Source organism: Pseudenhygromyxa sp. WMMC2535 (genome assembly GCF_011083025.2).
The window spans coordinates 7,022,118-7,045,688 of sequence record NZ_JABJWV010000001.1 but is presented as its reverse complement, the minus strand read 5'-3'; the positions used below and the strand labels follow the sequence as shown (position 1 = coordinate 7,045,688).

Here is a 23,571-nt window from a genome sequence, read left to right as displayed (position 1 = left end):
ATAGCCCTGGCGCCAAAGGCGGTCAAAGGGCGCCCTCCCCTGTTGGTTGGCTCTGGGGCCGAAGATGAACCCCGTTTTTGGAGATCGACAAGCGCAGCGCGGGCGCGAGGTCCCAGCCGCGGGGAGCCGGCCGCGGGGCGCCAGGACCCGAGGCGAGGGCCTGAGCCATATTTAGAGCCGCCTCCTCCATGGCCACGAGGACGCGGCGGCGGAGCTCGGAGAGATCGGCGCCGGCGCGATCGCAGATGATCCGCAGCGCGCGCGTCCTCACCGCGCGCGGGAGCTGCTCGAAGGACGCCAGATGCCAGCCACCATCCGGGAGAACGCGGGCGTCGACCTCTCGCCGAGCCCAGGCGTCGAGCGCGATCTCTGCCTCGCGGGCCTGCTCCGCGAGCTCGACGAAGGCGCGATCGATCCTCGGGTTGCGCTCGCGCAGCGGCGGGAGCACGGCCTCGCGCAGCCACACGCGCAGGTGGGTGAGATCTTCGTTGGTGGGATCGTCGACGAAGGGCAGCTCGAGGCGCCGGGCGAGGTCGCGCAGCTGCGCGCGCGTGAGCTGGAGGACCGGCCGCAGCCAGCGCCCGTCTCGGGTGGCCATGGCCGAGACCCCCTCGAGGCCGCAGCCCCGGGTCATGTGCATGAGCATGGTCTCGGCTTGATCCGTGGCCGAGTGCGCGAGCACGACGATCTCGGCGCCGAGCTCGTCCGCCTGGTCCAGCAGCGCGCGCCGTCGCATCTGCCGAGCCCGCGCCGGGAGGCCCGGGCCGGGCTCGAGGGCGAGCGTGCTGACCCGCACGGGGAAGCCCAGACCCTCGGCGATCGCCGAGACCTGCCGGGCCTCGTCGGCCGAGCTCGAGCGCAGGCCGTGATCGACATGGCCGACGCTGATCGCCAGGTCCTCGCTGCGGCGCAGCAGCGTGAGCAGGCCCAGGGTCGCCATCGAGTCCGCCCCGCCAGAGCAGGCCAGGTGCAGGCGGCGCGGCCTCTCGAGCTCCACGAGCTCCACGAGCGCCCGCCGCACGCGGCCGAGGGCGTCGGCGAGCGCGGGGTCGTGAGGTGGGCGCCGAGGGTCGAACAAGGCGCTCATCATACGTGCTCCCCCGCGCCCGCCCACCTGGCCAGCGGCTGATTTGCCACGGCCGAGGGGAGGTCTACCCTGGGCGCCGTGACCGGACCGGACCCGCGCGACGTCGCCCCCATCCCCTACCCCGTCGAGGAGATCCAGCTCGTCATCGACGAGCCGATCAGCCTCGACGAGCGCGACGACGCACCCGAGGTGGTCGCGGCCCTGCCCGTGCAGAGCTTCGTGACCGTCGCCCGCAAGCTCCGCGCCGAGAACCGCCTCGACCTCGTGCTTCGCTACGCCAGCCCGGCGCAGATCGTCGGCGTCTTCGACCTCGACGCCTGGGAGCGCGACCGCATCGCCGTGGCCCGGGCCCGCGAGTGGCTCGACCGCATCGTCGACGCCTACCGCGAGGGTCAGGCCGAGCGCGGCGAGCTCGTCGAGCTGATGCTCTCGACCGAGCCCGAGCTGTGGGTCCTGGCCAACGCCGCGGCCACGGCCATCGCCGAGCTCGACGAGCCCGACGACGACGAGGCCCGCCAGCGCGTGCTCGAGGACATGGCCGCGCTGCGCACCTGGGAGACCCCCGACGGCTTCTTCGTGGTCGGCGTGCCCGACAACGAGCTCGGGCGCATGGCCCTGCGCGTGCTCGAGGCGATCTACGCCGACAGCATCACCGAGGGGCGCAAGCTGATCAGCGCGATCAAGTGGAGCCTCCACGCCGAGCTCGAAGAAGATCTGCTGCGCTGGCGAAAGGGTCGCCTTGCCGACCTCGGCTTCCCCGACTGGGAGGAGGCCATGCGCCTGTTCTCCCCCCTGGCCCGCGACGCCATCGTCCGCGACGACCTCGACTCGAGCGACACGGACTCGAGCGACACGGACTCGAGCGACACGGACAGCGACAAAAAAGCAGCCGCGAAGCCCCGGCCCCAGACCCACGTGCCGCCCACCGGCAACCTGCCCCCTGCTAGCCTCGGCGAGGCCCGCGACGTGCTCCGTCGGGTGCTCGCGCGCCTCGACGACGCCGAGTACGACCTGCGCCTGCGCGAGTTCTTGCTCCTCGCCAACGAGCTCATGGCGGCGCAGCGCTTCGAACCCGGCGACGAGGCCCTCCAGCAGCGCGCCGTCGGCCAGGCCCAGGGCACCCTCAACCTCGCCTGCGAGATGCTCCTGGCTGGCTCGCCCGCGGACGACCCCGAGGCCTTCATCGCCGCCCGCGTCCGCGCCGTCGGCCTGCGCCAGCTCTTTCGCTTCGGCTACGGCCCGCTGGCCAAGCTGCGCAAGGCCGCCCTGGCCCTGCACCGCGCCGGCCAGGTCTCGCTGCGCCGCGTCGGCTCACTGCTCGACCGCCCCTGGGGCCCGGCCCTGGCCAGCCTCTCGCGCTGGTATCCAGAGCTCCCCGTCGAGGGCAAGAGCGCCGACTCCCGCCCGCTGCGCGGCCTCGACGACCTCGCCCGGGCGACCGCGCTGATCGGCGAGGCCGGAGCCCTGGCCCAGCTGACCTTCGCCCCGGCCGGCTACGCCGTCGACCCGATCTGGCTCGAGCGCGTCGACGAGCCCGAGCGCCTGCACCTGGGCGATCTCGTCCGCACCTCGCTGATCCTCGAGCAGCTCCCGGGCACGCCCAGCGCCCCCGGCCTGCGCCCGCTGACGCCCGACGATCTCGCCTGGGCCGCCGACAACCTGCTCGACGGCAACAGCCGCCCCGTCCCCGCCCTGATCGCGGCGCTCCAGACCCGCGCCGAGGCCCTCGGCGTCGGCGACCACGCCGCCGCCGTCTCCGAGCTCGTCCTCGCCCGCCTCGCCGTCGAGCTCGCCGGCCTCGAGCGCCACGAGGACGGCCTCGTCGACCTCACCAAGGTCGCCGGGCTGCTGACCATCCAGCACGTCGGCGTGTGGCTGCGGACCTCGGCCTGAGCTGGGCCTCGCCTCGCTCGAGCCAGAAGCGCGCTCGAGTGGGCCCGATCCGCGCCGGCACGCTCGCGCGACTCGGGTCGCGCTGACGCGGCTCAGGCTGCGCGGACGCGGTTCAGGTTCAGGTCGCGTCCGCGCGCTCGAGCGCGACCTGGGCCGCGCTGCGCTCGGCCGCCCGCAGGCTCCGCCCCTCGCCCTCACCGAGGATCTCCACCTCGCCCTCGGGCGGGCGCAGCTCCACCCGCGCCCGCCAGTGCGGGTCCTCGGGCGGCGGCGGATCCCCGACGGTCACATAGACCGGGGTCAGCTTGCGCTCCGCTTGCATCAGCTGCTGGAGCCGCGACTTGGGATCGAGGCCATCGTCGGGCGTCAGCGTGCGCACGCGCTGGCCAAAGCGGCGCTCGAAGACCTGCGCCGCGGCCAGGGTCGGGTCCTCACCGCGGGCGCGGGCGTCGAGGAAGACCGCGCCGAGCACCGCCTCCAGGGCGTCGGCCAAGGTCCCGTCGCGATCACGGGCGCCGCGCTGCTCGTCGCCGCGGCCAACGTGGAGCCAGCGGCCCAGGTCGAGCTCACGGGCCACCCGCGAGAGCGATCGCTCCGAGACCAAGGAGGCCCGCAGACGCGTGAGCGGCCCTTCGTCGAGGGTTGGAAAACGCCGCCACAGGGCGTCGGCCGCGACGAGGTCCAAGACCGCGTCGCCAAAGAACTCCAGGCACGCGTTGCTCGGCCAGCCGGCCTCGCGGTTCTCGTTGGCCCAGGAGCCGACCGTGAGGGCGACCCGCAGCAAGGCTACGCGCTCGAAGCGGTAGCCCAGGGCATCCATGAGCACCTCGAGCTCGGCGATCCCCTCGGAGGCGTCCCCCTCGCAGACGTCGGGGAGGTCGCGCAAGACCAGGGGCAACTCCGAACTCACCGCACGAGTCTATCCCTCGAAAGCAGCGAGGTGTGCGCCACGCACGGGTGATCGGGTATAACCCGCCGAGACGCACGAGGGCCATGAACGAACACGTCGAGACCATCACCGACCTGCTCCTCGGAGCCGCCTACGCCGACAAGCGCCTCGAGGGCCAGGAGAAGCAAAAGATCCGCGAGTTGCTGCTCAAGCTGATCGGCGCGGAGGCGCTCCCCGAGGCGATCGAATCGCGCTTCAAGTCCTTCTCCCCCGCCGCCTTCGACGTGGCCGCCGCGGGCCAGCGCCTCGCCGACCTCGGCCCCGAGCGCCGCAAGGTCCTCGAGATGGTCGCGGCCGTCAGCGAGTCCGACGAGGAGATCGATCTCGCCGAGGACCGCTACCTTCGCAAGGTCGGCGAGGCCATGGGCCTGGCCGACAAGCAGTTCCGCGACCTCGTCGTCGACTTTCAAGAGCTCGACGATCTCGAGGGCATCCTCAGCGAGACCCTCGGGATCTGAGCCCGGTTTCTACTGGTCGTCTGGGAGCCCTCGAGCGATCCACCCGCCGCCGAGCAGCTGCTCCCCGACGTAGACCACCGCCGCCTGACCCGGCGCCACCGCCCGCACGGGCTCCAAGAAGCGCACCCGCGCGCGCTGGCCCTCGACCTCGACGCGAGCGGGGCTGGCCGCGCTGCGGTGGCGGATCTGGACGTGCGCGTCGATGCCTCCGGCGAAGCGATCCAAGTCCACGAGCGGCTGAAAGTCCTCGACCTCGAGCTCGCGCACGGCGAGGGACTCGGCGTCACCGACGACCACGGCGCGCTCGTCCGGGAGCACGCGCAGCACGTAGCGCGGGCGATCGCCGGCCACGCCCAGGCCGCGGCGCTGGCCGACGGTGATCCGGTGGATCCCGCCGTGCTCCCCGAGCACCTGGCCGTCTTCGTCGCGGATCTCGCCCGCGCCCAGCGAGCTGTCGTCGAGGCCCATGGCCTGGATCCGCGCCGCGACGACCTCGCCGTGATCGCCCCCGGGGACGAAGCACAGCTCCTGGCTGTCGGGGGCGTCGGCGTTGGGCATGCCCAGGGCCCGGGCCTTGTCGCGGACCTGCTCCTTGGTCCACTCGCCGAGGGGGAAGCGGACCTGCTCGAGGTGCTCGCGGCCCATCGCGAACAGGAAGTAGCTCTGATCCTTGCGGTGATCGACGGCCCGCAAGAGCGCGCCCTCGTGGACCCGGGCGTAGTGCCCCGTGACCAGCCAGTGCGCGCCCAGGGCCCGGGCGCGGGCGAGCAGCGGGCCGAATTTGACGTGCTGATTGCAGCGCGCGCAGGGGTTGGGCGTGCGCCCAGCCGCGTACTCCCGGGCGAAGTCGTCGATCACCGCGGCCTGAAAGCGCTCGCGCTCGTCGACGGTGTAGTGGGGCACGCCCAGGCGATCGCAGACCCGCCGCGCGAGATCGATCTCCGCGGGCGAGCAGCACGTCCCGCCCCTGCCCTTGCGCTCACCGGTGGCGTCGTAGAGCGCCATGGTCAGGCCCACGACCTCGTGGCCGGCCTCGACCATGAGCGCCGCGGCCACGGACGAGTCGACCCCGCCGGACATCGCACAAACTACGCGCATCCCCTCTCCTCCCGCACCCGCGCGACGATCCCGGGCAAGAGCGCGAGCACCCGCGCGATCTCGGCGGCGCTGTTGTCCTTGCCCAGGGAGAAGCGCAGCGCCTCCGAGGCCCCCGGCCCCTCGCCCAGCAGGGTCAGCAGGACCTTGCTGGCCGCGAACTTTCCGCTGTTGCAGGCGGAGCCCGTGGACACGGCGACGCCCTCGAGGTCGAGGTTCATGAGCAGCAGCTCCCCCGGGCAGCCCGGGAAGCCGACGAGGGCGGTGTTGCCGAGGTGGCGATCGGGATCGCCGTAGCGCAGGTGCCCGGGGGCGACCTCGGCCAGGCCCGCGAGCAGCTGCGCGTGGAGCTCGGCGACGTGAGCCCGGCGCTGGTCGAGCTCGGCGGCGACCAGCCCCGCGGCCACGCCAAAGCCGTGGATCGCCGGGACCGCCTCGGTCCCGACCCGGCGCCCGCGCTCTTGGGAGCCGCCGATCCACAGCGGATCGATGCGCAGGTGCGGACGATGGATCAGCGCCCCGACCCCCTTGGGCCCGTGGATCTTGTGGCTCGACACGCTCATCAGGTCGAGGTCGGCGGCCGCGAAGTCCACGGGGTACTTGCCGAAGGCCTGGACCGCGTCGGAGTGGACCAGCAGCTCGCGCCCCGGGAGGCCGCGGACCGCCGCGACGATCCCCGCGATGTCGTAGACGTTGCCGAGCTCGTTGTTGGCCGTGGCCAGCGAGACCAGCCCGACCTCCGGGTGCGCGCGCAGGGTCTCGACGACGGCCGCCGCCTCGATGCGCCCGTGCTCGTCGAAGGGCACGAAGACCTGGGGGATCCCCTCGCGGGCGAGCAGCTCCCCCGCGCCCCGGACCGCGGGGTGCTCCAGCTTGGAGCTCGCCAGGGCGCAGGGTCGCCCGGCCTGGCGCAAGGCCCGGCACGTCCCGAGGATGGCCAGGGCGTCTGCCTCGGTCCCCCCGCTGGTGAAGGTGACCCCCAGGGGCTCCGCGCCGACGGCCGCGGCCACGCTGCGGCGTGCATCCTCGACCACGGCCCGCGCCCGCCGGCCGCGACCGTGGACGCTCGATGGGTTTCCGTCGAGGCTCGGATCGCCCAGGAGCTCGATCATGGCCGCGCGCACGCGGGCGTCGAGGGGCGTGGTGGCGTTGTGGTCGAGGTCGATCACGACCGCGCCATATAGCACCACGGCGGGTGCTTGGGGCGCGCCCCTGCGCACTTGGCCAGCAAAAGCCCGCCCGCGCCACCCGAGTTCGCCCACAGTTTGACGCCGGGGGGGCGAAAGACCGATGATCGCCGCTGCGCTACGAACATGAGCGTGCTCGGAACCATGATGTTGCGCGCGGGCCTGCTCTCCGAAGGGCAGGTTGAAGCTGCCAAGGAGCACGCCGCGACCCACTCCACTTCGCAGATCGACGCGATCCTCGCGCTCGGGCTCGCTGACGAGGACACCCTCGTCGCGTTCCTGGCGAGCAAGCTGATGATCCCCCGGGTCCGCTGGGCGATCCTCGAACGCGTCGGTCCCGAGGTCGCCTCTCGCCTCCCCGGACTCGTCGCTTGGGAACGTCAGCTCGTCCCCGTCAGCGCCGACGACACCGGCAACCTGACGGTGGCCATGGCCGACCCCAGCGACGAAGAGGCGGTCCGCGAAGTCACCGCGAAGACCGGCGCCTATCTCGTGCGCGCCGTCGCCTCGGCCTCGGATCTGCGCCGCGCTCTCGAGCGGCTCTACGGCAGCCCCGACAGCCTGCGCGCCCAAGCCCAAGCCCAAGCTCCCCAGGTGCAGGCGCCCCAGCCCACCACCGAGGCCGTGCCGGTGCCCAGCTCGGCCCCGGAGCGAGCGACCGCCCATCGCCAGGCGGCCCAGCCCGCCGCGCCTGCTCAGCAGGCTCAGCAGGCTCAGCAGGCTCAGCAGGCTCAGCAGGCTCAGCCCGCCGCGCCCTACCAACAGGCTCAGCCCGCCGCGCCCTACCAGCAGGCTCAGCCCGCCGCGCCCTACCAACAGGCTCAGCCCGCCGCGCCCTACCAGCAGGCTCAGCCCGCCGCGCCCTACCAGCAGGCTCAGCCCGCCGCGCCCTACCAGCAGGCCCAACCCGCCCCTCAACAACACGCAGGCACCTACCCGCCCGCGACCGACGAGGGCACGGGGATCCCCGTCGACGATGACGACGTCGCCACCAGCGTCACCGAGACGGCGCAGGGGATCACGAACGGGGACGGGAGCGAAGATCCTGGGCCGATCACCGAGCCCGCGCCACCGGAGACCGATCCGAGCCCACGCCCCCGCGGTCCCGCTCGCGTCGCTCGCCGCCGCGCCCACACCCCCTGGAACCCGCCGCTGCAGGGCTTCTCCGGCCCCGTCGACGATCCCACGCCCCTGTCCCCCGAGGCCTTCGCGGCGATCTTGCCCCAGCTCGAGCAAGCCCAAGACCGCGACGACATCACCCACCTGCTGCTCGAGTTCCTCGGCGCCGGCTTCACCCGGGTGATCCTCTTCGTGCACAGCCACAACGAGCTGCGGGGCCTCGACGCCCGCGGCCAAGACCTGATGGTCGAAGCCGTCCGCCAGGTTCGAATCCCGAGCACCGGCCAGTCGATGTTCTCCTCGGCCATCGAGCGCGCGACGCCCTACTTTGGGCCGATGCAGACCACCGACAAGATCGACCAGGCCTTCTCCCAGGCCCTCGGCGGCCTACGGGGCAACGTGCTGCTGCTGCCGATCACCGTCGGCAGCAAGGTCCCCCTGGTCCTGTGGGCCCACGGGACCACCCACCCCGTCGATCCCCACTCGGTCACCGAGCTCAGCGCGACCGTGAGCGCGGCGATCCAGCGGATCATCGCGGCGGCGCGGCGCAAGAGCTGAGAGCGCGACTTCAGGGCGCGGGCCGAGGACGCGGCTTCAAGCCTCGCCCTCCCCCTCGCCGCCCCGCTTCTTGCCCCCGCCCTCGGAGGCGAAGCGCTGAGCGCCGAGCTCACCGCCGCGACCGCGGCGCGTGCTCTCGCGCTGGCGCCTGCGCGAGACCGCCAGCGTCGACCCCTCCGTCTCGGCGTCGCGGCGATAGCCGAGCATCCGCAGCGCCCCCTTGATCACCCGCCGATCCTTGGCGCCGCGGATCACCAGCTGTTCTCCCCCCTCGCCCTCGCCGCTGACCTCGACCCCGGGCAAGAAGGGCAGCAGGCCGTCGACCTTGAGCTTGCGCAGGGCGACCGAGAGCTGCAGGCGCGCGTCGCCGAGGTCCTTGGCGATGAAGAAGCCGTCCTCACCCTGGCCCTGATAGAGCGGCATCAAGATCCGCCCCACGCTCGGCGAGCGCACCTCCCCCTCGCGGTCGGTGGCCAGCCGCTGGTTGCGGCGCAGCGCCTGGAAGTTGTGAAAGCCCGGGTCCATGCGAAATTCGTCCTCCGGCACGATCGCGTGGCGGTAGACGATCTCGACGGCGCGCGGGAGCCCAGCCCCGGCCTCATCGAGGCGACGCTCGTGAGCGGCGAGCTCGGGGAGGTCTTCGCGGGCGATCAGCCCGGCGCGGACCATGGCGATCCAGATCGCCGCGACGTGGTTCTCCACCGTCCGCGGGTCGTCGTGCTGCCCAGCCTCGAAGCCCACGGCGACGTGGCCGAGGTCCGCGAGGTAGCCGAGCATCGTGCCCTCCACGGTCTCCTCGAGGCCCAAGATGATCGGCACGCGCAGGTCGAGGGCGATCGGCCGGTTGCGCAGGGTGTCCGCGACCACGGAGAAGGGCGGGCCCTCGGCCGAGAAGCTGTGCAGATCCATGATCACCAGCGGGTGATCGAAGCGCTCGTCGAGGCGATCGAAGATCTTGAGCAGCTCGCGCTGTTCTCGGTCCTCGGAGCTGTCGTCCTGGCGGGCGCGATCACGCAGGCGAGCGAGGTGGTCGGGATACCAGCGGCGGTTGAGGTCGCGGCTCATGAAGCGCTGGCCGCGAGCCAGCGCGCGGACGTTGCCCGCGAGCCCCAGGAGCTGGCCGCGCACGGGGATCCGCCCGCGCGAGAGCTCGCGCAGCACTCGCTTGATCGCGTGGACGCCAGCGGGCTCGTTCCCGTGGACCCCGCCGACCACCACCATGGTCGGCCCGGGCATCTGCCCGGTGTGCGCGCCCAGCCAGCGGCGAATACCCGCCAGCCCCGCTGGGGGCCCGCTCGCCGGGGGTCGATCGCCGGGGGGCGATCCTGTTCCAGATCCAGCGCTCCCCCCGGCCGAAAGCACTCAGGGTCCTCGCAGATAGTCCTCGAGCAGCTTGCTGGACACCTCGATCAGGTCGCGCTCGGTCACGATCCCGGCCAGCGTGTCCCCATCGACCACCGGCAGGGCGCCGATGTTGTAGTCGCGCATGATCCTCAAGACCTCCAGCGTGGTGGTCTCGGGCGCGACGGTGATCGGATCGGGACGCATGATCTCTCGCACCGCCACCTTCTCGGACCTGGCCCGATCGAGGTGACCGCGGGCGACGAGACGTAACACGGCCCGGTGAGAGATCAAGCCGACGAGGCGCCCGTCCTCCTCCACGGGGACGTGGCGAATGCGCTCCCAGTCCATCAAGCTCGCGGCGAGGTCCACGAGGTCCTCGGGGTGGACCGTCAGCAGGTCCGTGGTCATGAACTGCCCGACCGTGAGGTAGTTGTCGCGGACGTCGCTGACCTTCTCGAAGGCCGCGGGCTGCCAGCTGTGGATCGGCTCGTTGGCGCGCTGGTGCTCGACCATGGCGTTGACCAGGGCACGCGAGCGCGCATCCCGGGGGCCGACGGCCGGCATCGCCGCGAGCGAGGTCATCGCCCACGACGCACCGGTGACCATGCGATCGACGCGGTCGCTGAGCACGCCGAGGTAACGATCGATGTCGTCGCTGGCGATCGAGTGGCGCTCGAGGCCCTCCCGCGCCAGGGGGATCAGCGCCTGTTGCAGCAAGTCCGAGACCTCGTAGGTCCGGCCGCCGATCCAGGTCAGCCGCGCGTCGAGACCGTAGCGCGCCGCCGAGAAGAAGTTGTGGCGGGCGTCATCGAACTCCATGACCTTGCGCAGATCCGGGACCTGCTCGCCCAGGCCCGAGAGCAGGCCAAAGTAGAGCGCGGCGTTGGCGACCTCGTCGAGCACGCTCGGCCCGGCGGGCAGCGCCCGGTTCTCGATGCGCAGGTGCGGCACGTTGTCGACGACGCCGTAGCAAGCGCGGTTCCAGCGATAGACCGTGCCGTTGTGCAGGCGCAGCGCCTTGAGCTCGGGCACCCGACCGGCGCGCAAGGCCTCGAGCGGATCCTCGCCGTCGAGGGCCGTGGACAGCACCACCCGAAAGCGGGCGATGTCCTCGCGGAAGATCTCGAGCACCGAGTCGTCGACCCAGCGATCCCCAAAGCTCACCCGCGGCCGACCGCCGCGGGCCTTGTGCGCCTCGTTGCGCGTGTCGACCGAGTGGTGAAAGAGGGCCACCCGGGTCTCGTTCCACAGCCGCTTGCCCATGAGCACCGGCGAGTTGACCGCCACCGCGAGCACGGGCGCCGTGACCGCCTGGGCGAGGTTGTAGAGCCGCGCGAACTCTTCGGCGCTCGACTGAAAGTGAATCTGGAAGCTGGTGTTGGCCGCCTCCAGCATGACGTTCTCGTGGGCGAGCTCGAGCTCGTCCTTGCCCTTGATCGTGACCTGGAAGGCCTGCCCGCCGCGCATGCGCTGCATCGCCTTGTTGAGGGCGAAGTAACGCGGAAAGGGCGTCATGTTGTCCATGGTCAGGTCGGGCTTGCGCAGCGTCGGCAAGATGCCCGAGAGCACGACCTTGGCCCCGTTGCGCTGCGCCGCCTCGCGGGCGATGCCGAGGACCTCCTCGATCTCGTCCTCGAGCTTGCGCAGGCAGTCGCCGCCAAAGTCCTGCGGCGAGAGGTTCGCCTCGAGGTTGAACTTGGCGAGCTCGGTGGTCAGGCGCGGATCGTCGGCCGCCTCGAGCACCTGCGTGGCCACGGGCGCCGCCGACAGGGTCTCGTCGACCAGGAACATCTCCTGCTCGGCGCCGATCCGCCGGATGCCGGACTCGATCATCCCCTTGTCGATGAGCTCTTCGAGGGCGTGCACATCCGCGAGGATCGCCCGCATGAAAGCCCGGAGCTCGGCGTCGTCAACTTCGTCGGAGACCTGGTGCTCGCCCATGTACCTTCACGGTACGCAAGCGCCCCGCCCGACCGCAAGGCTGGTTTGCCCAAAGCGAGGAGCCTGCGGCGTCGCGAACAGGGTTCGTCTCGGGCCAGTCCCGGCCCAGGTCTCAGGCCAGTGACATGGACTGCGGCGACGCTCTGCGCTCAACACCCGCCGACGTGACAGCCCGCGCAGGTGGTCAGGTACTCGCCGTAGACCGCCGCGCGCTCGTCCGCCCCCTCCGTCTCGAGGGCACGCGCACCGACCTCGTAGATCCGCTCGCGCAGCTTCAGGGTCTCGGCGTCGAGGACCTCCGCGTCCGGGATGGGACAGGGCTCCGGAGGCGCCACGGAGACCGCCCCAGCGCCCAGTTTCCAGCGTTCGTCCGAAGGACCAATCATGCCCTCGCGCATGCGCTGCGCCGCCCACTGGTGGCGACGCATGCGGGTGTCCGTGTCCTCTCCCTCGGGTACCGGCGAGGCCGGAGCGAAGCTCGGGCCCTTGCCCAGCGCCTCGTGACAGGTGCCGCAGGTCCCCATGACCCGGCCCGCGGCGACGCCCGCGGAGGCGAGGTCCTCGGCCCCCGCGGCCTCCTTGGCCGCCCCGTGCATGGCGTTCAGCTGGGGCCGCCACGCCTCGGGGAGCGATTTTTCGGGCAGCTCCTCGACGAGCACGCGCGCGTGTTCGCTCGCCGCCTCGAGGTCGCCGTCGATCACCGCCTGCTCGAGCTGGACCGCGTGGACGAAGTGCTCGGTCATCGCCGCCGCCACCTCGCCGCCAACCTGGGGCTCGGGCGCCTTGGCCGGGATTTTGGATTCACCATCGGCCGCTGGAGATTTTGCGGCGGCCTGCTCGCCAGGCTCGTCCTTGGCCGCACCTTTGCAAGCGAGGCTCGCGGCGACGGGCACGAGCAGACACAGCGAGAGCGCGTGGAAGATCGGAGAGCTCGAGATGGAGGGCACGCCGAATCCTGCCACCACCAGACCAATGGTCCAAGGACCAGCCGCGGCCCGCTCACGCAGTATTTCCCACACCCACGACGCTGATCGAGCTGCGCCCCGACGACTGCGGCTCGACCCGGATCTCCACGCCCACGCGCTCTGCGAGCCCGGGGACATGGGAGATCACCCCGATCTGCCGGCCCTCGGCCTGGAGCGCGTCGAGGGTGCTGACCGCCACGTCGAGGCTGTGGGCGTCGAGGCTGCCAAAGCCCTCGTCGATGAACAGCGAGTCGATGCGACAGTCCTCGGCCGACAAACTCGCCAGCGCCAGCGCCAGCGCCAGCGAGACCAGAAATTTCTCGCCCCCGGACAGGCCACGGATGCTGCGGACCTCGTCGCCGAGGTCGTGGTCGATGAGCTGCAGCTCGAGATCGTGCATCGGCACCCTGGCCAGGGCGTAGCGCGGCTTGAGCTCGCGCAGCTGGGCGTTGGCCTGGGCCAAGAGCAGCTCCAGGGTCAGGGACTGGGCGAAGCGCTGGAATTTGTCGCCCGAGGCGCTGCCGATGGTGTCGCGCAGGCGCCCCCAGATCTCGGCCTCGCGCTGGGCCGCCGCCAGCTTGGGCGCCATGGCCTCCGCCCGCGCGCGCGCCTCGGCGTCGCGGCGCAGCTCGATCTCGACCTCGACCAGCTGGCTGCGGAGGATCGTCGACTCCGCCTCCAGGGCCGCGAGGGCCTCGGCCACCGCCTCGGGAGAATCCTCTGCCTCGCCCGTCCCACGCGTGTTTTCGCCCCCTCCCCGAGTGTCTTCGCCCCCTCCCCGAGTGTCTTCGCCCCCTCCCCGAGTGTTTTCGCCCCCTCCCCGAGTGTCTTCGCCCCCTCCCCGCGTGTCTTCGGGTGCGGCGTCGCCCTCGGGGCGTCCTGCGCGGTGCTCGCCCAGGACCCGCTCACGCTCCTCGACCACCGTCAGCGCCCTCGCCCGACCGGCCCGCGCCGCCTCGACGCGCTCGCGCTCGTCACGCAGACGCTCCTCGGCCCAGCGCGCCTCGTCGGAGAGCAGCGTATCCAGGCGCGCCTGCTCCAGGGCGGCCCCGGCCAGGGCCACCTCCGTCTCCTTGGCCGCCGCCTCGAAGCGCCCGCGCAGCTCCTCGAGCTGGTTCTCGAGGGCGTGGATCTGCGCCCGGCGTCCACGCAGGTCCACGTCGAGCTTGGCCACCGCGTCCTTGCAGCGCTCCCGCTCCCCTCGAGCCAGGGCGACCTCCCCCTCCAGCTCGCGCTCGACCTCCGCCGCCGGGCGACCCTCGAAGAGCCCGCGGCGCGCCTCCTGTATCCCCGCGATCTTGGCGTCGATGGCCTCCAGCTCGGACACCAGGCTGTCCTCGGTCTCGCGCCGGCTCGCCAGGACGCTCACCAGCGCCACCTGGCGGTTCTCCAGGTTGACGAGCTCGTCCCGCGCGTCGTCCCTGGCCGAGACGCGCGCCTCCCAGCCCATCCGCGCCGTGTTCAGGGTCGAGATCAGCGGCTTGGGGGCCTCGCTCAGCCGCGCTCCCAGGCGATCGCGGCTGTCCGCCCCCTCGCCTGCCCCTGGATCAGCCGCGTCAGGGCCGTCACCGCCCTCGATCCGCCGCAGGATCGGCGTGATCGTGTTGTCGAGCTCGCTCAGGCGTTCGCCGATCTCCCGCTCGAGGCGCTCGATCTCCGCGCGATCCCTGTCGATCGCCCGCTCGAGCGGCTCGCGCGCCCGTGTGAGCTGCTCGAGCGCCTGCCGGCAGCCCTCGAGGCGCGCTTCACAGCCGTCGACTTCGAGCTGACGGGCCGTGCGATCCTCGCTCAGCGCGTCGACGCGGCTCTGATCACGCTCGATCGCCTCGCCGCGCGCCTCGATCACGGCGACGCACGCGTCGAGGGCCGCGGGCGCGCGTGGATCCTCGACGTCGACGGGCAGCCCGCTCGTCGTGTACATGCTCGATCCTCGCGGATCGCCGGCCGATCCCTGCGTGTGCAGCTCCGAGTCCCGCCCCCCAGATTCTGCTGCTCGACCTGCTGATCCCCGCGACTTCGACCGCGATCCCTTGGATCCGCCCCGTCGCGGAGGCTCGGGCGCCGCCAGATAGCTCAGGAGCGAGAGCTGCCCCATCTGTTCGGGCTCATCAGCGTCCTCGGGCGCCTCATCCTCGGGCGCCTCATCCTCGGGCGCCTCGGCCCTGGAACCTTCATCCCTGGCCGCCTCGCTCCCTGCCTCCTCCACCTCGGCCTCCCCCACCTCGGCCTCCCCCCCAGCAGCCTGTCCAGCCTGTGCTGCCCCCCCCGCAGCCGCCGCACTCGGCGCCTCGGCTGGGGCTTCGAGCCCAGCGCGACCGGCCTCGCGCTGCTCTTCGGCCTCGAAGGCCGCGCTCAGCTCCCGCCAGCGCGCGCCCAGCTCGGCTCGTCCCTGCTCGAGCGCCCTCTCCTGCGCCGAGAGCTGCTCCAGGCTCGCCCTGGTCGCCGCGATCCCGCTGGCGAGCTCCCCGAGCTCGCGCTGGTGGCCATCTCGCGCCCGCAGCAGCGCCTCTGTCTGCGCCTGCTGAGCCGAGAGCCGATCGTCCTCGGGCCCACCGCCCGCCTGCTCACCACCATCGACGAGGGGGTGCTCCTCCGCGCCGCACAGCGGACATGGCTCGCCGGGCTGGAGCTCGCGGCGATGCTCCGCCAGGTCGCGGACCGCCTCGAGGTGCCGCAGCGCCCGCCGAGCCTCCGCGTAGGCGGCCTCCGCTCGCGCAAACTCGCGCTCCAGCGCTCCCTTGCGCACCAGCTGGCGGTCTTGCTTGGCCACGAGCGCGACCTTCTCCTGCTCGAGGAGCTCCGCCCGCCGCCGGTTGTCCGCGAGCGCGTCCTGGATCCTCCCCAGATCGCGCGCGCGCGCCTGCTGCTCCGCCTGCCTGCGCGAGCGCGCGCGCAGCTCGACGATCCCTGGCGCCTCGGCGAGCGCCTTCTCGACCGCACGCAGCCGCCCCCGCGCGAGATCCCGCTGTGTCACCGCCGCCTCGAGCTTCGCCTTCGCCCCGCGCAGCTCGACCGCGAGGCGCTCGAGCTGCGGCCCCTTTTCCTCCGCGATCTCCCGGCGGAGCGCGCGACATTGGGCGAGATCGCGCTGCTGATGCTGGAGCAGCAGGCTGTAGTGCCCCCACTGATCCGCGAGCTCGCGCAGCTCCCGGTGCTCACGCATCCAGCGCTCGCAGGCCTCGCGCTTGGCTCGAACCTGCACCTGCGCGTCCTGGATCTCCGCCAGCGCCTTGGCGCTCTGGGCGATCTGAGGCCGCAGCGCGTCCAGCTTCTCGGCCGCCCTGGATCGCGCCGCGCTCAGCTCCCCCAGCCTCGCGTCCAGTTCCCGCGCCCGCTCCAGCTCCGGGGCCACGCGACGGCGCCGCTCCTGCGTCCGTGAGAGCAGCTCCTCCGCCGCCTCGAAGGCCTTGCCCTGCTGCTTGCGCTGCTCCGCGTAGATCTCCTGCTCCCCACGGTGAAAGCGCAGCTCCTCCTCGCGCTCGTCGAGCGTCTGGCGCAGCCCATCGCGCTCACGCAGCTGGCGACGCAGCGGGGCCAGGCGCTCCATCCACCCGAGCTCCTCGGCGAGCTCGCGCAGCTCCTCCACCCGCGCGTCCCAGGCCGCCAGCTCGCGCTTGGCAGCCCCGTGCGCCTGCTCGAGCTCGCGCAGCCGTCCACGCCAGCGCAGCTGGGCGTCCAGCCGTCGGCGGCGCGCATCCAGACCATTGACGCGCGCACCGAGGTTGCGCGCCAGGCTGTCCAGGCGCCCCCGCTCCCTCGCGTCGAGCAGGGTCAGCCGCTCGCGCTCGCGCTCGAGCAAGGTCCGCTCTTGCTCGGCGATCTTCGCCCGCTCGAAGGCAGCCCGACCGAGCTCGCGGTAGAGCCCCGTGCCCGTCATGCGCTCGAGCAGCTCGGCGCGCTCGTTGCCCGACGCCTCCAAGAAGGCCGCGAACTCGCCCTGAGCGAGGAGCACCGAGCGGCGAAACTGATCGAAGTCCAGGCCCAGGCGCGCCTCGATCTCCGCGAGCACGTCCGACTTGCGACCCGCCTCCACGGGGCGCTCCGAGCCGAGCCCCGGATCGAGCTGGCTCAGTCGCATCTGCTGGGCCTGGATCCGCCCCTCGACCCGATTGCGAGCCCGGCGAACCTCCCAGCGCGCGCGCCAGCGGTGATCGTCCACGCCCAGAAAGTCGACCTCGGCCCAGGCGTCCGCGGCCCCATGACGCAAGATCCCGCGCACGTCCGTGGCCCGCAGCCCGCCGTCGTCGCCCGCGCCGCCGATGACCACGCCGCCGCGGTTGGCGAAGCGAGGCGTGCGATCGAAGAGCGCCAGGCACATCGCGTCGAGGAGCGTCGACTTGCCCGCGCCCGTCGGCCCGGTGATGGCGATCAGCCCCGCGCGATCCAGGGGCGGCTCACAAAAATCGACCTCGAAGTGACCCGCGAGGCTGGCCAGGTTCTTGCCCCGGATCGCCAGGATCTTCACGCCTCGCCCTCCTCGTCACGCCCTGCCCCGCTCGCGTCATCACTCCCGTCCGCGTCATCACTCCCGCCCGCGTCATCCCTGCCCTCCTCGCCCGCGTCTGCCCCCTCCCCCGCGTCTGCCCCCTCCCCCGCGTCTGCCCCCTCCCCCGACGCTGGCGGCGGCACCAGCCGAGCCGCCGCAGGGTCGCCCGCGGCCACGGCCTCGCGCAGCTCGTGAAAAGCAGCCAGCAGCGCGTCGTCGGGCGCCGCGCCGTAGGCCCGCTCGTGGCAGTCCACGAACACCTGCTGCGGATCGATTCGCCGCAGCTCACGGCGGATCGGGAAGTCGGCCAGGCTCCCGCCCTCGCCCGCGTACTCCACGGCGATCTTGAGCAGGCGCAGCGGCAGCGAACGCAAGGCACGATCGATCTCCGCGCGCAGCTGCGGCCGCGGCCCGTCGAGGAGCACGCGGACCTCGAGCCACGGCCAGCGCGACTTGGGCAGCTCTGCGTCGAGCTGAAGCTGAGCGATCTCGAAGAGCAGCGTATCGAGGGGCGCCGGCCCGGCCTCTGGCAGCCGCAGGATCTCCACCGCTCGCGGCACCAAGAAGCTCTGACAAAGCTGCAGCTCGTCGCCCTCGAAGCTGGCGAGCAACACCTGGTGCTCGTAGTCCGCCTCACTCAGCGAGAGCGGGATCGGCGAGCCGCTGTAGCGGACCTGCTCGGACTGCTCCACGGCCTGCGCCAGATGCAGGTGGCCCAGGCCCACGTAGGCCCAGGGATCGGCGAACACCGCCCTGGGGATCGCGTGCTGGTTGCCCCCCAGGACCTTGCGCTCGGACAGCTCGGACAGCTCGCCGCCGCGCATGTAGAGGTGCCCCGTGGCGATCAACGCCTGCTCGGAGCCGCCCTCGGCCTTGGCGGCCTCGGCCCGCGCCTGCGCGGCGGCCAGCACCCGCGCATAGATGGCACCGACGCCGCGGATCAGCGGGTCGCCACGCCAGGCCTCGGCCTCGGCCTCGGCCTCGCTCGGCGTCTCCGCCTCCCCACCTCCAGCCTTCTCGCCCTCGGCCTCGCTCGGCGTCTCCGCCTCCCCACCTCCAGCCTTCTCGCCCTCGGTCTCCTCACCTCCCGCTTTCTCGCCTCCCCCGAGCTCGAGGTCGGCGACGCGCAGGAAGGGCACCGCCGCCAGCTGAGCGACCACGGCACCCGAGGCGTCGTGCAGCGGGATCAGCATGCGCTCGACATCCAGCGTCCCGTCCTCGTGCCGCGGCAGCGCTCCAACCACATGAATGCCAGCAAAGGCCAGCATCGGCGCCAGGGCATCGAGGCGTTGAGCGGAGTCGTGGTTCCCCGCGATGATCACCACGTCGAGTTTTGGCAGCCGCCGCCGAAGCTCGGCCAGGAAGCCAGTCAGCTCCGCGAGCGCGGCGGTCGGCGGGTTGGCGGTCTCGAAGACATCACCGGCGATCAACAGGGCGTCGGCCCGGGTATCGACGAGGGTCGAGAGCAGCCAGTCGAGGAAGCAGCGATGCTCGAAGCGGCGATCACGACCATGGAGAGTGTGGCCGAGGTGCCAGTCGCTGGTATGGAGCAGGCGGAGCACGAAAGCGCTCCATTGATGCGGACGAATTGGGTGTAGGCAAGGTGTAAAAGCTCGTCTGCAGGGTGAGGGCGGGGGTATTCGAAGAAAGTGGGCGGAGGTTGATTGGAGATCTCTTCGGAGGAGTCGCGCTTGCGGGATGAGGGGGCGGCGCCGGGGCTGTTTGCGGGCGGGCTGTTTGCGGGCGACTGTTTGCGGGCGACTGTTCGCGGGCGGGCTGTTCGCGGGCGACTGTTCGCGGGCGACTGTTCGCGGGCGGGCTGTTTGCGGGCGACTGTTCGCTAGCGGTACACCGCGGCCTGTTCGGCGGAAGCCTTCCCACCCCTGCGCTCTCGCCGGGTGACGGGCGACCAACAAACGCAGCAGCATAGCCGGCTCGGTGCTCGGCGCGGGCCCCTTCCGCTCGAGCGGCCTGCTCTACGTTTGCGAAGGACATGCCGTTGTCCTCGCGCAAGGCTGCTCTCGAACTCCCTGTTCTCGACGTGGCGATCTTCATCAGTGAGATACGCCCTGCCCCATGCCGCGCGCGTCATCGTTCGCTCGCCTCCAAGACATCGGGCTATCACGAGACACGATCGCTGGGACCAGCGGACCCCCCTCGCCATCACAGCGCTTGCTGAGAGCCCTCCCATAGCGAGCCCCGACTCCGGGTCTCGACTCGCAGTCCAGACCTCCCCATGAGGCCTCGACCATGAGCCATCACTGCGAGGACCGGCATCCCCCCGCATCCCTCTCGCAAACGGAGAACAGCCCCCCAACCGCCTCGAACACGGGCCATGACCGCGAGGACCAGCATGCCCCTCGCAAACGTAGAGCAGGCCGCTCGAGCGGAACGGCCCACTCACGGGCCATGACCGCGAGGACCAGCATGCCCCTCGCAGACGTAGAGCAGGCCGCTCGAGTGGAAGGGGGCCGCCCCGAGCACCGAGCCGGCTATGCTCCCGCGTTTGTTGGTCGCCCGCCTCCCGGCGAGAGCGCAGGGGTGGGAAGGCTTCCGCCGAACAGGCCGCGGTCCACCTCTCGAAGCAAAGCCCCCCGCATACCGCCCCAAACCGCCTCGACCACGGGCCGTGACCGCGAGGACCAGCATGCCCCTCGCAGACGTAGAGCAGGCCGCTCGAGTGGAAGGGGCCCGCCCCGAGCACCGAGCCGGCTATGCTGCTGCGTTTGTTGGTCGCCCGCCTCCCGGCGAGAGCGCAGGGGTGGGAAGGCTTCCGCCGAACAGGCCGCGGTCCACCTCTCGAAGCAAAGCCCCCCGCATACCGCCCCCCATGACCGCGAGCAGCCCGCTCGAACGAGCCCTCACCCCTTGCGCAGCTGCATCAATTCCCCAGGCGCCTTGAAGCGCCCCTCGAGCTCCCCGTCCCCATCCGTCTTACAAGCCCCCGGCGTCCCCGCCTCCTCGCACGCGCAGCTCCCCCCGACACCACCACAAGATCCCTTCAGAGGCTTGTTCGAGAAGATCACACCCACCGCCATCCCCCCCATGAGGAGCGCGACGATGACGATGGTCAGGAGCACGATGGTCATGGCAAGAGCGCCTCGAAAGCTGAAGTCTGGCGAACCGAGAAGCCCTCGGCCTCGCGCACCAGGAAGTATGCCGCGAGCCCCTCGGACTTGGCCAGGGCCAGGCCCTCGTCCGGTCCCAGGACGTTGAGCGCCGTCGCCCACCCGTCGGCGAGCGCCGCGGAGTCGGGATGGACCACCGTCACGCTGGCGAGGCTGTGCTCGATGGGGCGACCCGTGCGCGGATCGACGGTGTGCGAATAGCGGACGCCGTCGACCTCCCAGTAGTTGCGGTAGTCCCCGCTCGTGGCTGCGCAGGCGTCGCGCAGCGGCAGGATCGCCTGCACCGCCCGTGCGCCCTCGGCGTCGGCTGTTGGGCGCTCGATCCCGATCCGCCACGGCTCCCCCTCGGGGTTGAGCCCACGCGCCCGCACCTCCCCGCCGACCTCGACCATGTAGCGCTCGAAGCCCAGGCCATCGAGGACCGCCGCCACGCGATCACAGCCGTGCCCCTTGGCGATCGCCGAGAGATCCACGCGCAGGCCGGCCACGCTCTTCTCCAGGACCCCGGCGTCGACGTCGACGCGCAGCTTCTCGTCGCCGACCCGCGCGCGCAGAGCCGCGATCTCGTCCGCCTCGAGCTCGCGCCGCTGCCGGGGATCCGGGCCAAAGCCCCACGCGTCGACCAGAGGGCCCACGGTCACGTCGAAGGCGCCACTCGAGCGCTCGCTGATGTCCTTGGCTGCGGCGACGACCGCGATCAGATGCGCGGAGGCGGCGAAGGGCTCGCCGGCGCCCGCGGCGTTGAAGCGCGAGAGCGCCGAGTCCTCCAGATAGGTCGACATCTCGGCGTTGACCGCGGCGAGTTCGGCGTCGACGGCCTCCAGCGCGGCGGCGATCGGCTCGGCCTCGAGGCCCTCCCCCGCCAGGACCACCGAGTAGCTCGTGCCCATGGTCGGGCCGCGCAAGCTGGCCTTGCCCTCGAGGTGGCGCAGCTCCCAGGTGGCCTCGCCGGCGTCGCCCGCCACGGCGCCCTGCTCGAGCGCCGGCGGCCGCGGCCAGATCATCCACACCAACCCAGCCAGGCCGAGCAAGCCGATCAACACGAGCGCGAGCGGCTTGGGTGCAGGGCGGCTCATCCTACTTGTCCTGCTGACGCAGCCCGTCGATGGGGCGCATGCGCGAGGCCACCCGCGCGGGGTAGATGCTCGACAGCCACACGATCGCCAGGGCGGCCACGCCGACGAGGGCGACCTCCGCGGGGTTCACCACCACCGGCAGCCGCTCGATGTAATAGACGTTCTCGTTGAAGGGCACCCCAAACGTGTCCAGAGCCCAGCACAGCGCCAGACCCACGGAGATGCCGCCCACCGCCCCGAGCACCCCGAGGACCAGGCCCTCGGCCACGAACACCCGCAAGATCAGCTGATCTTGGCTGCCCATGGCCTTGAGGATGGCGATCTCCTTGCTCTTCTCGAGCACGCTCATCAGGTTCGAGGCCAAGATCCCGAAGCTCGCGACCAAGACGACGAAGAGCAGCGCCACGAACATGGCGATCTTCTCGAGGAACATCGCCGAGAACAGGTTTCGGTTGAGGTCCTCCCAGGTCTCGACGATCAGCTGGCCGTCCTCGTTCGCGATCCCCAGCGCGGTGCGGAGGGCCTCGCGCTGCTCGTCGGACTCGATCCCCGCGGAGGTCGCGGTCAGAATCCGGCCGATGAAGGGCTGCGTCCGACCCAGGCGGCGGAGCTCGAGGTCCACGGCGCGCTTGCCCGCGGCCATGGCGTCGACGTCGTGGAGCTTGACCTCGATACCCGAGATGCGCGCGCCCGTGCGCAAGAATGCCTGCGCGACGGGCAGCGGGATGTACACGTTCTTGCGGTCGTACTCGTACATCCCCGAGTGAAAGACGCCGCCGACCTTGGCCGCCAGGATGCCCGGGACCCGGCCCGCGGGGGTCAGGCGACCCACCGGGGTGATCAACTGGACGCGAGATCCGACGCCCACGGCGAGCTCGTTTGCGAGCTCGCGGCCGAGGAGGATCGGATCCACGACCCCCTCTACGGACTCGCTGTCTTCGCCAGACTCGTCTTCGCCAGAATCGTCTTCGCCGGACTCGTCCCCCCCTGCCTCGGAGTCGGCGCCGTCCCCCTGGCCGTCCGGGAGCTCGAGGACATCGCTGGGGTCCTCCCAGCCGTCGCCCCCCTCGCCCCAGTCGTCCTCTCCCTGGGGATCGCCGGCCCGAGCCTTCGTGCCGCTCCCATTCTCGATCCCGAGGGCCTCGACCGGGTCCTCCCAGCCCTCGTCGTCCCCGTCGTCGTCGTCGTTGTCCTTCAGTGAGGGCAGACCGCTGGGGCCGAAGGGACCCGGGAGGCCGCCGCCGGGGCGACCGAAGAGCTCGGCCGGCGGAGGCGGCGGCAAGCTGACACCCGAGAGGCCCTTTGCCTCGCTGCCACCAACATCGCCATCGCTGTCACCGGCGTCGCCGTCCTCGTCCTCGTCCTCGTCACTGTCACTGTCACTGTCGAGGTCGAGCGAAGGAGAGAGCCCGCGGCGCTGGCCGAGCGAAGAGCCCGATCCCGTGGTCTCGGTCTTCTTCGTCTCGGTCTTCTTCGTCTCGGTCTTCTTCGTCTCGGGCTGCGTCTTGGCCGGGGTCTTGTCGTCCGCGCTGTCCGATCCCTTATCCAGATGGCGCAGGCGCCACGGCGTCTCGGTGTTCGACAGCCCAAAGGGGTCGGGATCGGGGATGTCCTCGGGGTGCTCGAGGGACTCGAAGCTGCCCTCGCGCATGATCTCGGCCAGGCTCGAGACCGAGAGCAGGCGCTCGGGCTGGACGCCGAGGAGCACCGCGCCCTGACGGTTGATCCCGCTGCGGACCATGATCTCGGCCTCGAGGTAGGGGTTGGCCCCCGCGACCTCGTCGAGGGCCGAGATGGCCTCGACGAGCTCCTCGTAGTCCGTGAAGCGGTTGCCCGTGGCCCCGGAGACCCGCATGTGGGCCTTTTGGGCGAGGATCTTGTCGCGCAGGTCGACCTCGAGGCCGCTCATCAGCGAGAGCACCACGACCAGGGCCATGCAGCCCAGGAGCACGGACATCGTGATGAGCGTGGCCAGGAGGTTGAAGAAGCGGGCCAGGGCCGCGAGCACCAGGAGCATGCCCCCCAGCGCGATGCTCGCTCCGCCAAACACGCCAAACTGGCGCTGCTGCGCGGTGGCGACCGCCGCGGAGAAGAGCTGCTCCCCCGGCTCGGGCGCGGGGCCGAGGTGCGCGGCCCAGAACACGAAGCCCAGGCCGATGAGGATGATGAACACGGCGACCCCGGTGAGCGCGTCGACCCAGGCAGGGTGACGCTCGCCAGCACGTAGGTGCCGCCAGGCGATGCGCCACTCGAGGGCGTGCATACGTGGGCCGGCCATGATCTGC

The 23,571-nt window shown here is 71.7% G+C and carries 15 protein-coding genes; 3 read left to right on the top strand and 12 right to left on the bottom strand.

What is annotated here, in order from left to right:
• Positions 1 to 22: 22 nt before the first annotated feature.
• Complete coding sequence (gene tilS, locus G6O69_RS27395) at positions 23 to 1,078, bottom strand: tRNA lysidine(34) synthetase TilS (RefSeq protein WP_172306456.1); 1,056 nt, start codon at positions 1,076 to 1,078, stop codon at positions 23 to 25.
• 87 nt (positions 1,079 to 1,165) lie between these two features.
• Between tilS and G6O69_RS27390 the strand changes: the two genes are divergently transcribed.
• Positions 1,166 to 2,980, top strand: a complete 1,815-nt coding sequence (locus G6O69_RS27390; RefSeq protein WP_172306455.1) for a DUF6178 family protein — start codon at positions 1,166 to 1,168, stop codon at positions 2,978 to 2,980.
• Positions 2,981 to 3,098: 118 nt separating this feature from the next.
• On the opposite strand, the gene rnc is transcribed toward G6O69_RS27390, so the two are convergent.
• Positions 3,099 to 3,890 carry a ribonuclease III gene (gene rnc, locus G6O69_RS27385; RefSeq protein WP_172306454.1) on the bottom strand — a complete coding sequence of 264 codons (792 nt, stop codon included), beginning with the start codon at positions 3,888 to 3,890 and terminating at the stop codon, positions 3,099 to 3,101.
• An 83-nt stretch (positions 3,891 to 3,973) separates the two neighbouring features.
• Between rnc and G6O69_RS27380 the strand changes: the two genes are divergently transcribed.
• Positions 3,974 to 4,387: a TerB family tellurite resistance protein gene (locus G6O69_RS27380; protein WP_172306453.1), complete on the top strand. Its 414-nt coding sequence runs from the start codon at positions 3,974 to 3,976 to the stop codon at positions 4,385 to 4,387.
• A 9-nt stretch (positions 4,388 to 4,396) separates the two neighbouring features.
• Here G6O69_RS27380 and mnmA read toward each other — a convergent pair whose 3' ends face one another.
• Positions 4,397 to 5,485, bottom strand: a complete 1,089-nt coding sequence (gene mnmA / locus G6O69_RS27375; RefSeq protein WP_172306452.1) for a tRNA 2-thiouridine(34) synthase MnmA — start codon at positions 5,483 to 5,485, stop codon at positions 4,397 to 4,399.
• Positions 5,476 to 6,651, bottom strand: a complete 1,176-nt coding sequence (locus G6O69_RS27370) for a cysteine desulfurase family protein (RefSeq protein ID WP_172306451.1) — start codon at positions 6,649 to 6,651, stop codon at positions 5,476 to 5,478. Before G6O69_RS27370 ends, mnmA begins: the two co-directional genes overlap by 10 nt.
• Positions 6,652 to 6,795: 144 nt before the next feature.
• Here G6O69_RS27370 and G6O69_RS27365 point away from each other — a divergent pair, with 144 nt between their 5' ends.
• Entirely contained in the window at positions 6,796 to 8,346 is a 1,551-nt protein-coding gene (locus G6O69_RS27365) for a hypothetical protein (protein WP_172306450.1), read from the top strand.
• A 36-nt stretch (positions 8,347 to 8,382) separates the two neighbouring features.
• On the opposite strand, the gene G6O69_RS27360 is transcribed toward G6O69_RS27365, so the two are convergent.
• From G6O69_RS27360 to G6O69_RS27325, 8 genes are all read right to left on the bottom strand, one after another.
• On the bottom strand, positions 8,383 to 9,582 hold the full coding sequence (locus tag G6O69_RS27360) for a succinylglutamate desuccinylase/aspartoacylase family protein (RefSeq protein ID WP_172306449.1): 1,200 nt from the start codon (positions 9,580 to 9,582) through the stop codon (positions 8,383 to 8,385).
• A gap of 126 nt (positions 9,583 to 9,708) precedes the next feature.
• Positions 9,709 to 11,631 (bottom strand): glutamate-cysteine ligase family protein, encoded by a 1,923-nt coding sequence (locus G6O69_RS27355; RefSeq protein ID WP_172306448.1) that lies wholly within the window; start codon positions 11,629 to 11,631, stop codon positions 9,709 to 9,711.
• A 149-nt stretch (positions 11,632 to 11,780) separates the two neighbouring features.
• Complete coding sequence (locus tag G6O69_RS27350; protein ID WP_217909921.1) at positions 11,781 to 12,593, bottom strand: hypothetical protein; 813 nt, start codon at positions 12,591 to 12,593, stop codon at positions 11,781 to 11,783.
• Between the two features lie 37 nt (positions 12,594 to 12,630).
• Positions 12,631 to 17,061 carry an AAA family ATPase gene (locus tag G6O69_RS27345; RefSeq protein ID WP_172306446.1) on the bottom strand — a complete coding sequence of 1,477 codons (4,431 nt, stop codon included), beginning with the start codon at positions 17,059 to 17,061 and terminating at the stop codon, positions 12,631 to 12,633.
• Positions 17,058 to 18,644, bottom strand: a complete 1,587-nt coding sequence (locus tag G6O69_RS27340; RefSeq protein WP_346017089.1) for an exonuclease SbcCD subunit D C-terminal domain-containing protein — start codon at positions 18,642 to 18,644, stop codon at positions 17,058 to 17,060. The genes G6O69_RS27345 and G6O69_RS27340 overlap by 4 nt, the downstream gene beginning before the upstream one ends.
• Before the next feature lie 1,299 nt (positions 18,645 to 19,943).
• Positions 19,944 to 20,171, bottom strand: a complete 228-nt coding sequence (locus G6O69_RS27335; RefSeq protein ID WP_176397123.1) for a hypothetical protein — start codon at positions 20,169 to 20,171, stop codon at positions 19,944 to 19,946.
• Positions 20,168 to 21,286 carry an FAD:protein FMN transferase gene (locus tag G6O69_RS27330; protein ID WP_217909920.1) on the bottom strand — a complete coding sequence of 373 codons (1,119 nt, stop codon included), beginning with the start codon at positions 21,284 to 21,286 and terminating at the stop codon, positions 20,168 to 20,170. The genes G6O69_RS27335 and G6O69_RS27330 overlap by 4 nt, the downstream gene beginning before the upstream one ends.
• Position 21,287: 1 nt before the next feature.
• On the bottom strand, positions 21,288 to 23,564 hold the full coding sequence (locus G6O69_RS27325) for an FtsX-like permease family protein (protein WP_172306444.1): 2,277 nt from the start codon (positions 23,562 to 23,564) through the stop codon (positions 21,288 to 21,290).
• Positions 23,565 to 23,571 lie beyond the last annotated feature (7 nt).

Bases quoted from the DNA above. Each gene is read 5' to 3' on its own strand.
- G6O69_RS27330 (WP_217909920.1), bottom strand. From the start codon at position 21,286: ATGAGCCGCCCTGCACCCAAGCCGCTCGCGCTCGTGTTGATCGGCTTG.
- G6O69_RS27365 (WP_172306450.1), top strand. From the start codon at position 6,796: ATGAGCGTGCTCGGAACCATGATGTTGCGCGCGGGCCTGCTCTCCGAA.
- G6O69_RS27380 (WP_172306453.1), top strand. From the start codon at position 3,974: ATGAACGAACACGTCGAGACCATCACCGACCTGCTCCTCGGAGCCGCC.
- G6O69_RS27360 (WP_172306449.1), bottom strand. From the start codon at position 9,582: ATGCCCGGGCCGACCATGGTGGTGGTCGGCGGGGTCCACGGGAACGAG.
- mnmA (WP_172306452.1), bottom strand. From the start codon at position 5,485: ATGCGCGTAGTTTGTGCGATGTCCGGCGGGGTCGACTCGTCCGTGGCC.
- G6O69_RS27325 (WP_172306444.1), bottom strand. From the start codon at position 23,564: ATGGCCGGCCCACGTATGCACGCCCTCGAGTGGCGCATCGCCTGGCGG.
- G6O69_RS27335 (WP_176397123.1), bottom strand. From the start codon at position 20,171: ATGACCATCGTGCTCCTGACCATCGTCATCGTCGCGCTCCTCATGGGG.
- G6O69_RS27355 (WP_172306448.1), bottom strand. From the start codon at position 11,631: ATGGGCGAGCACCAGGTCTCCGACGAAGTTGACGACGCCGAGCTCCGG.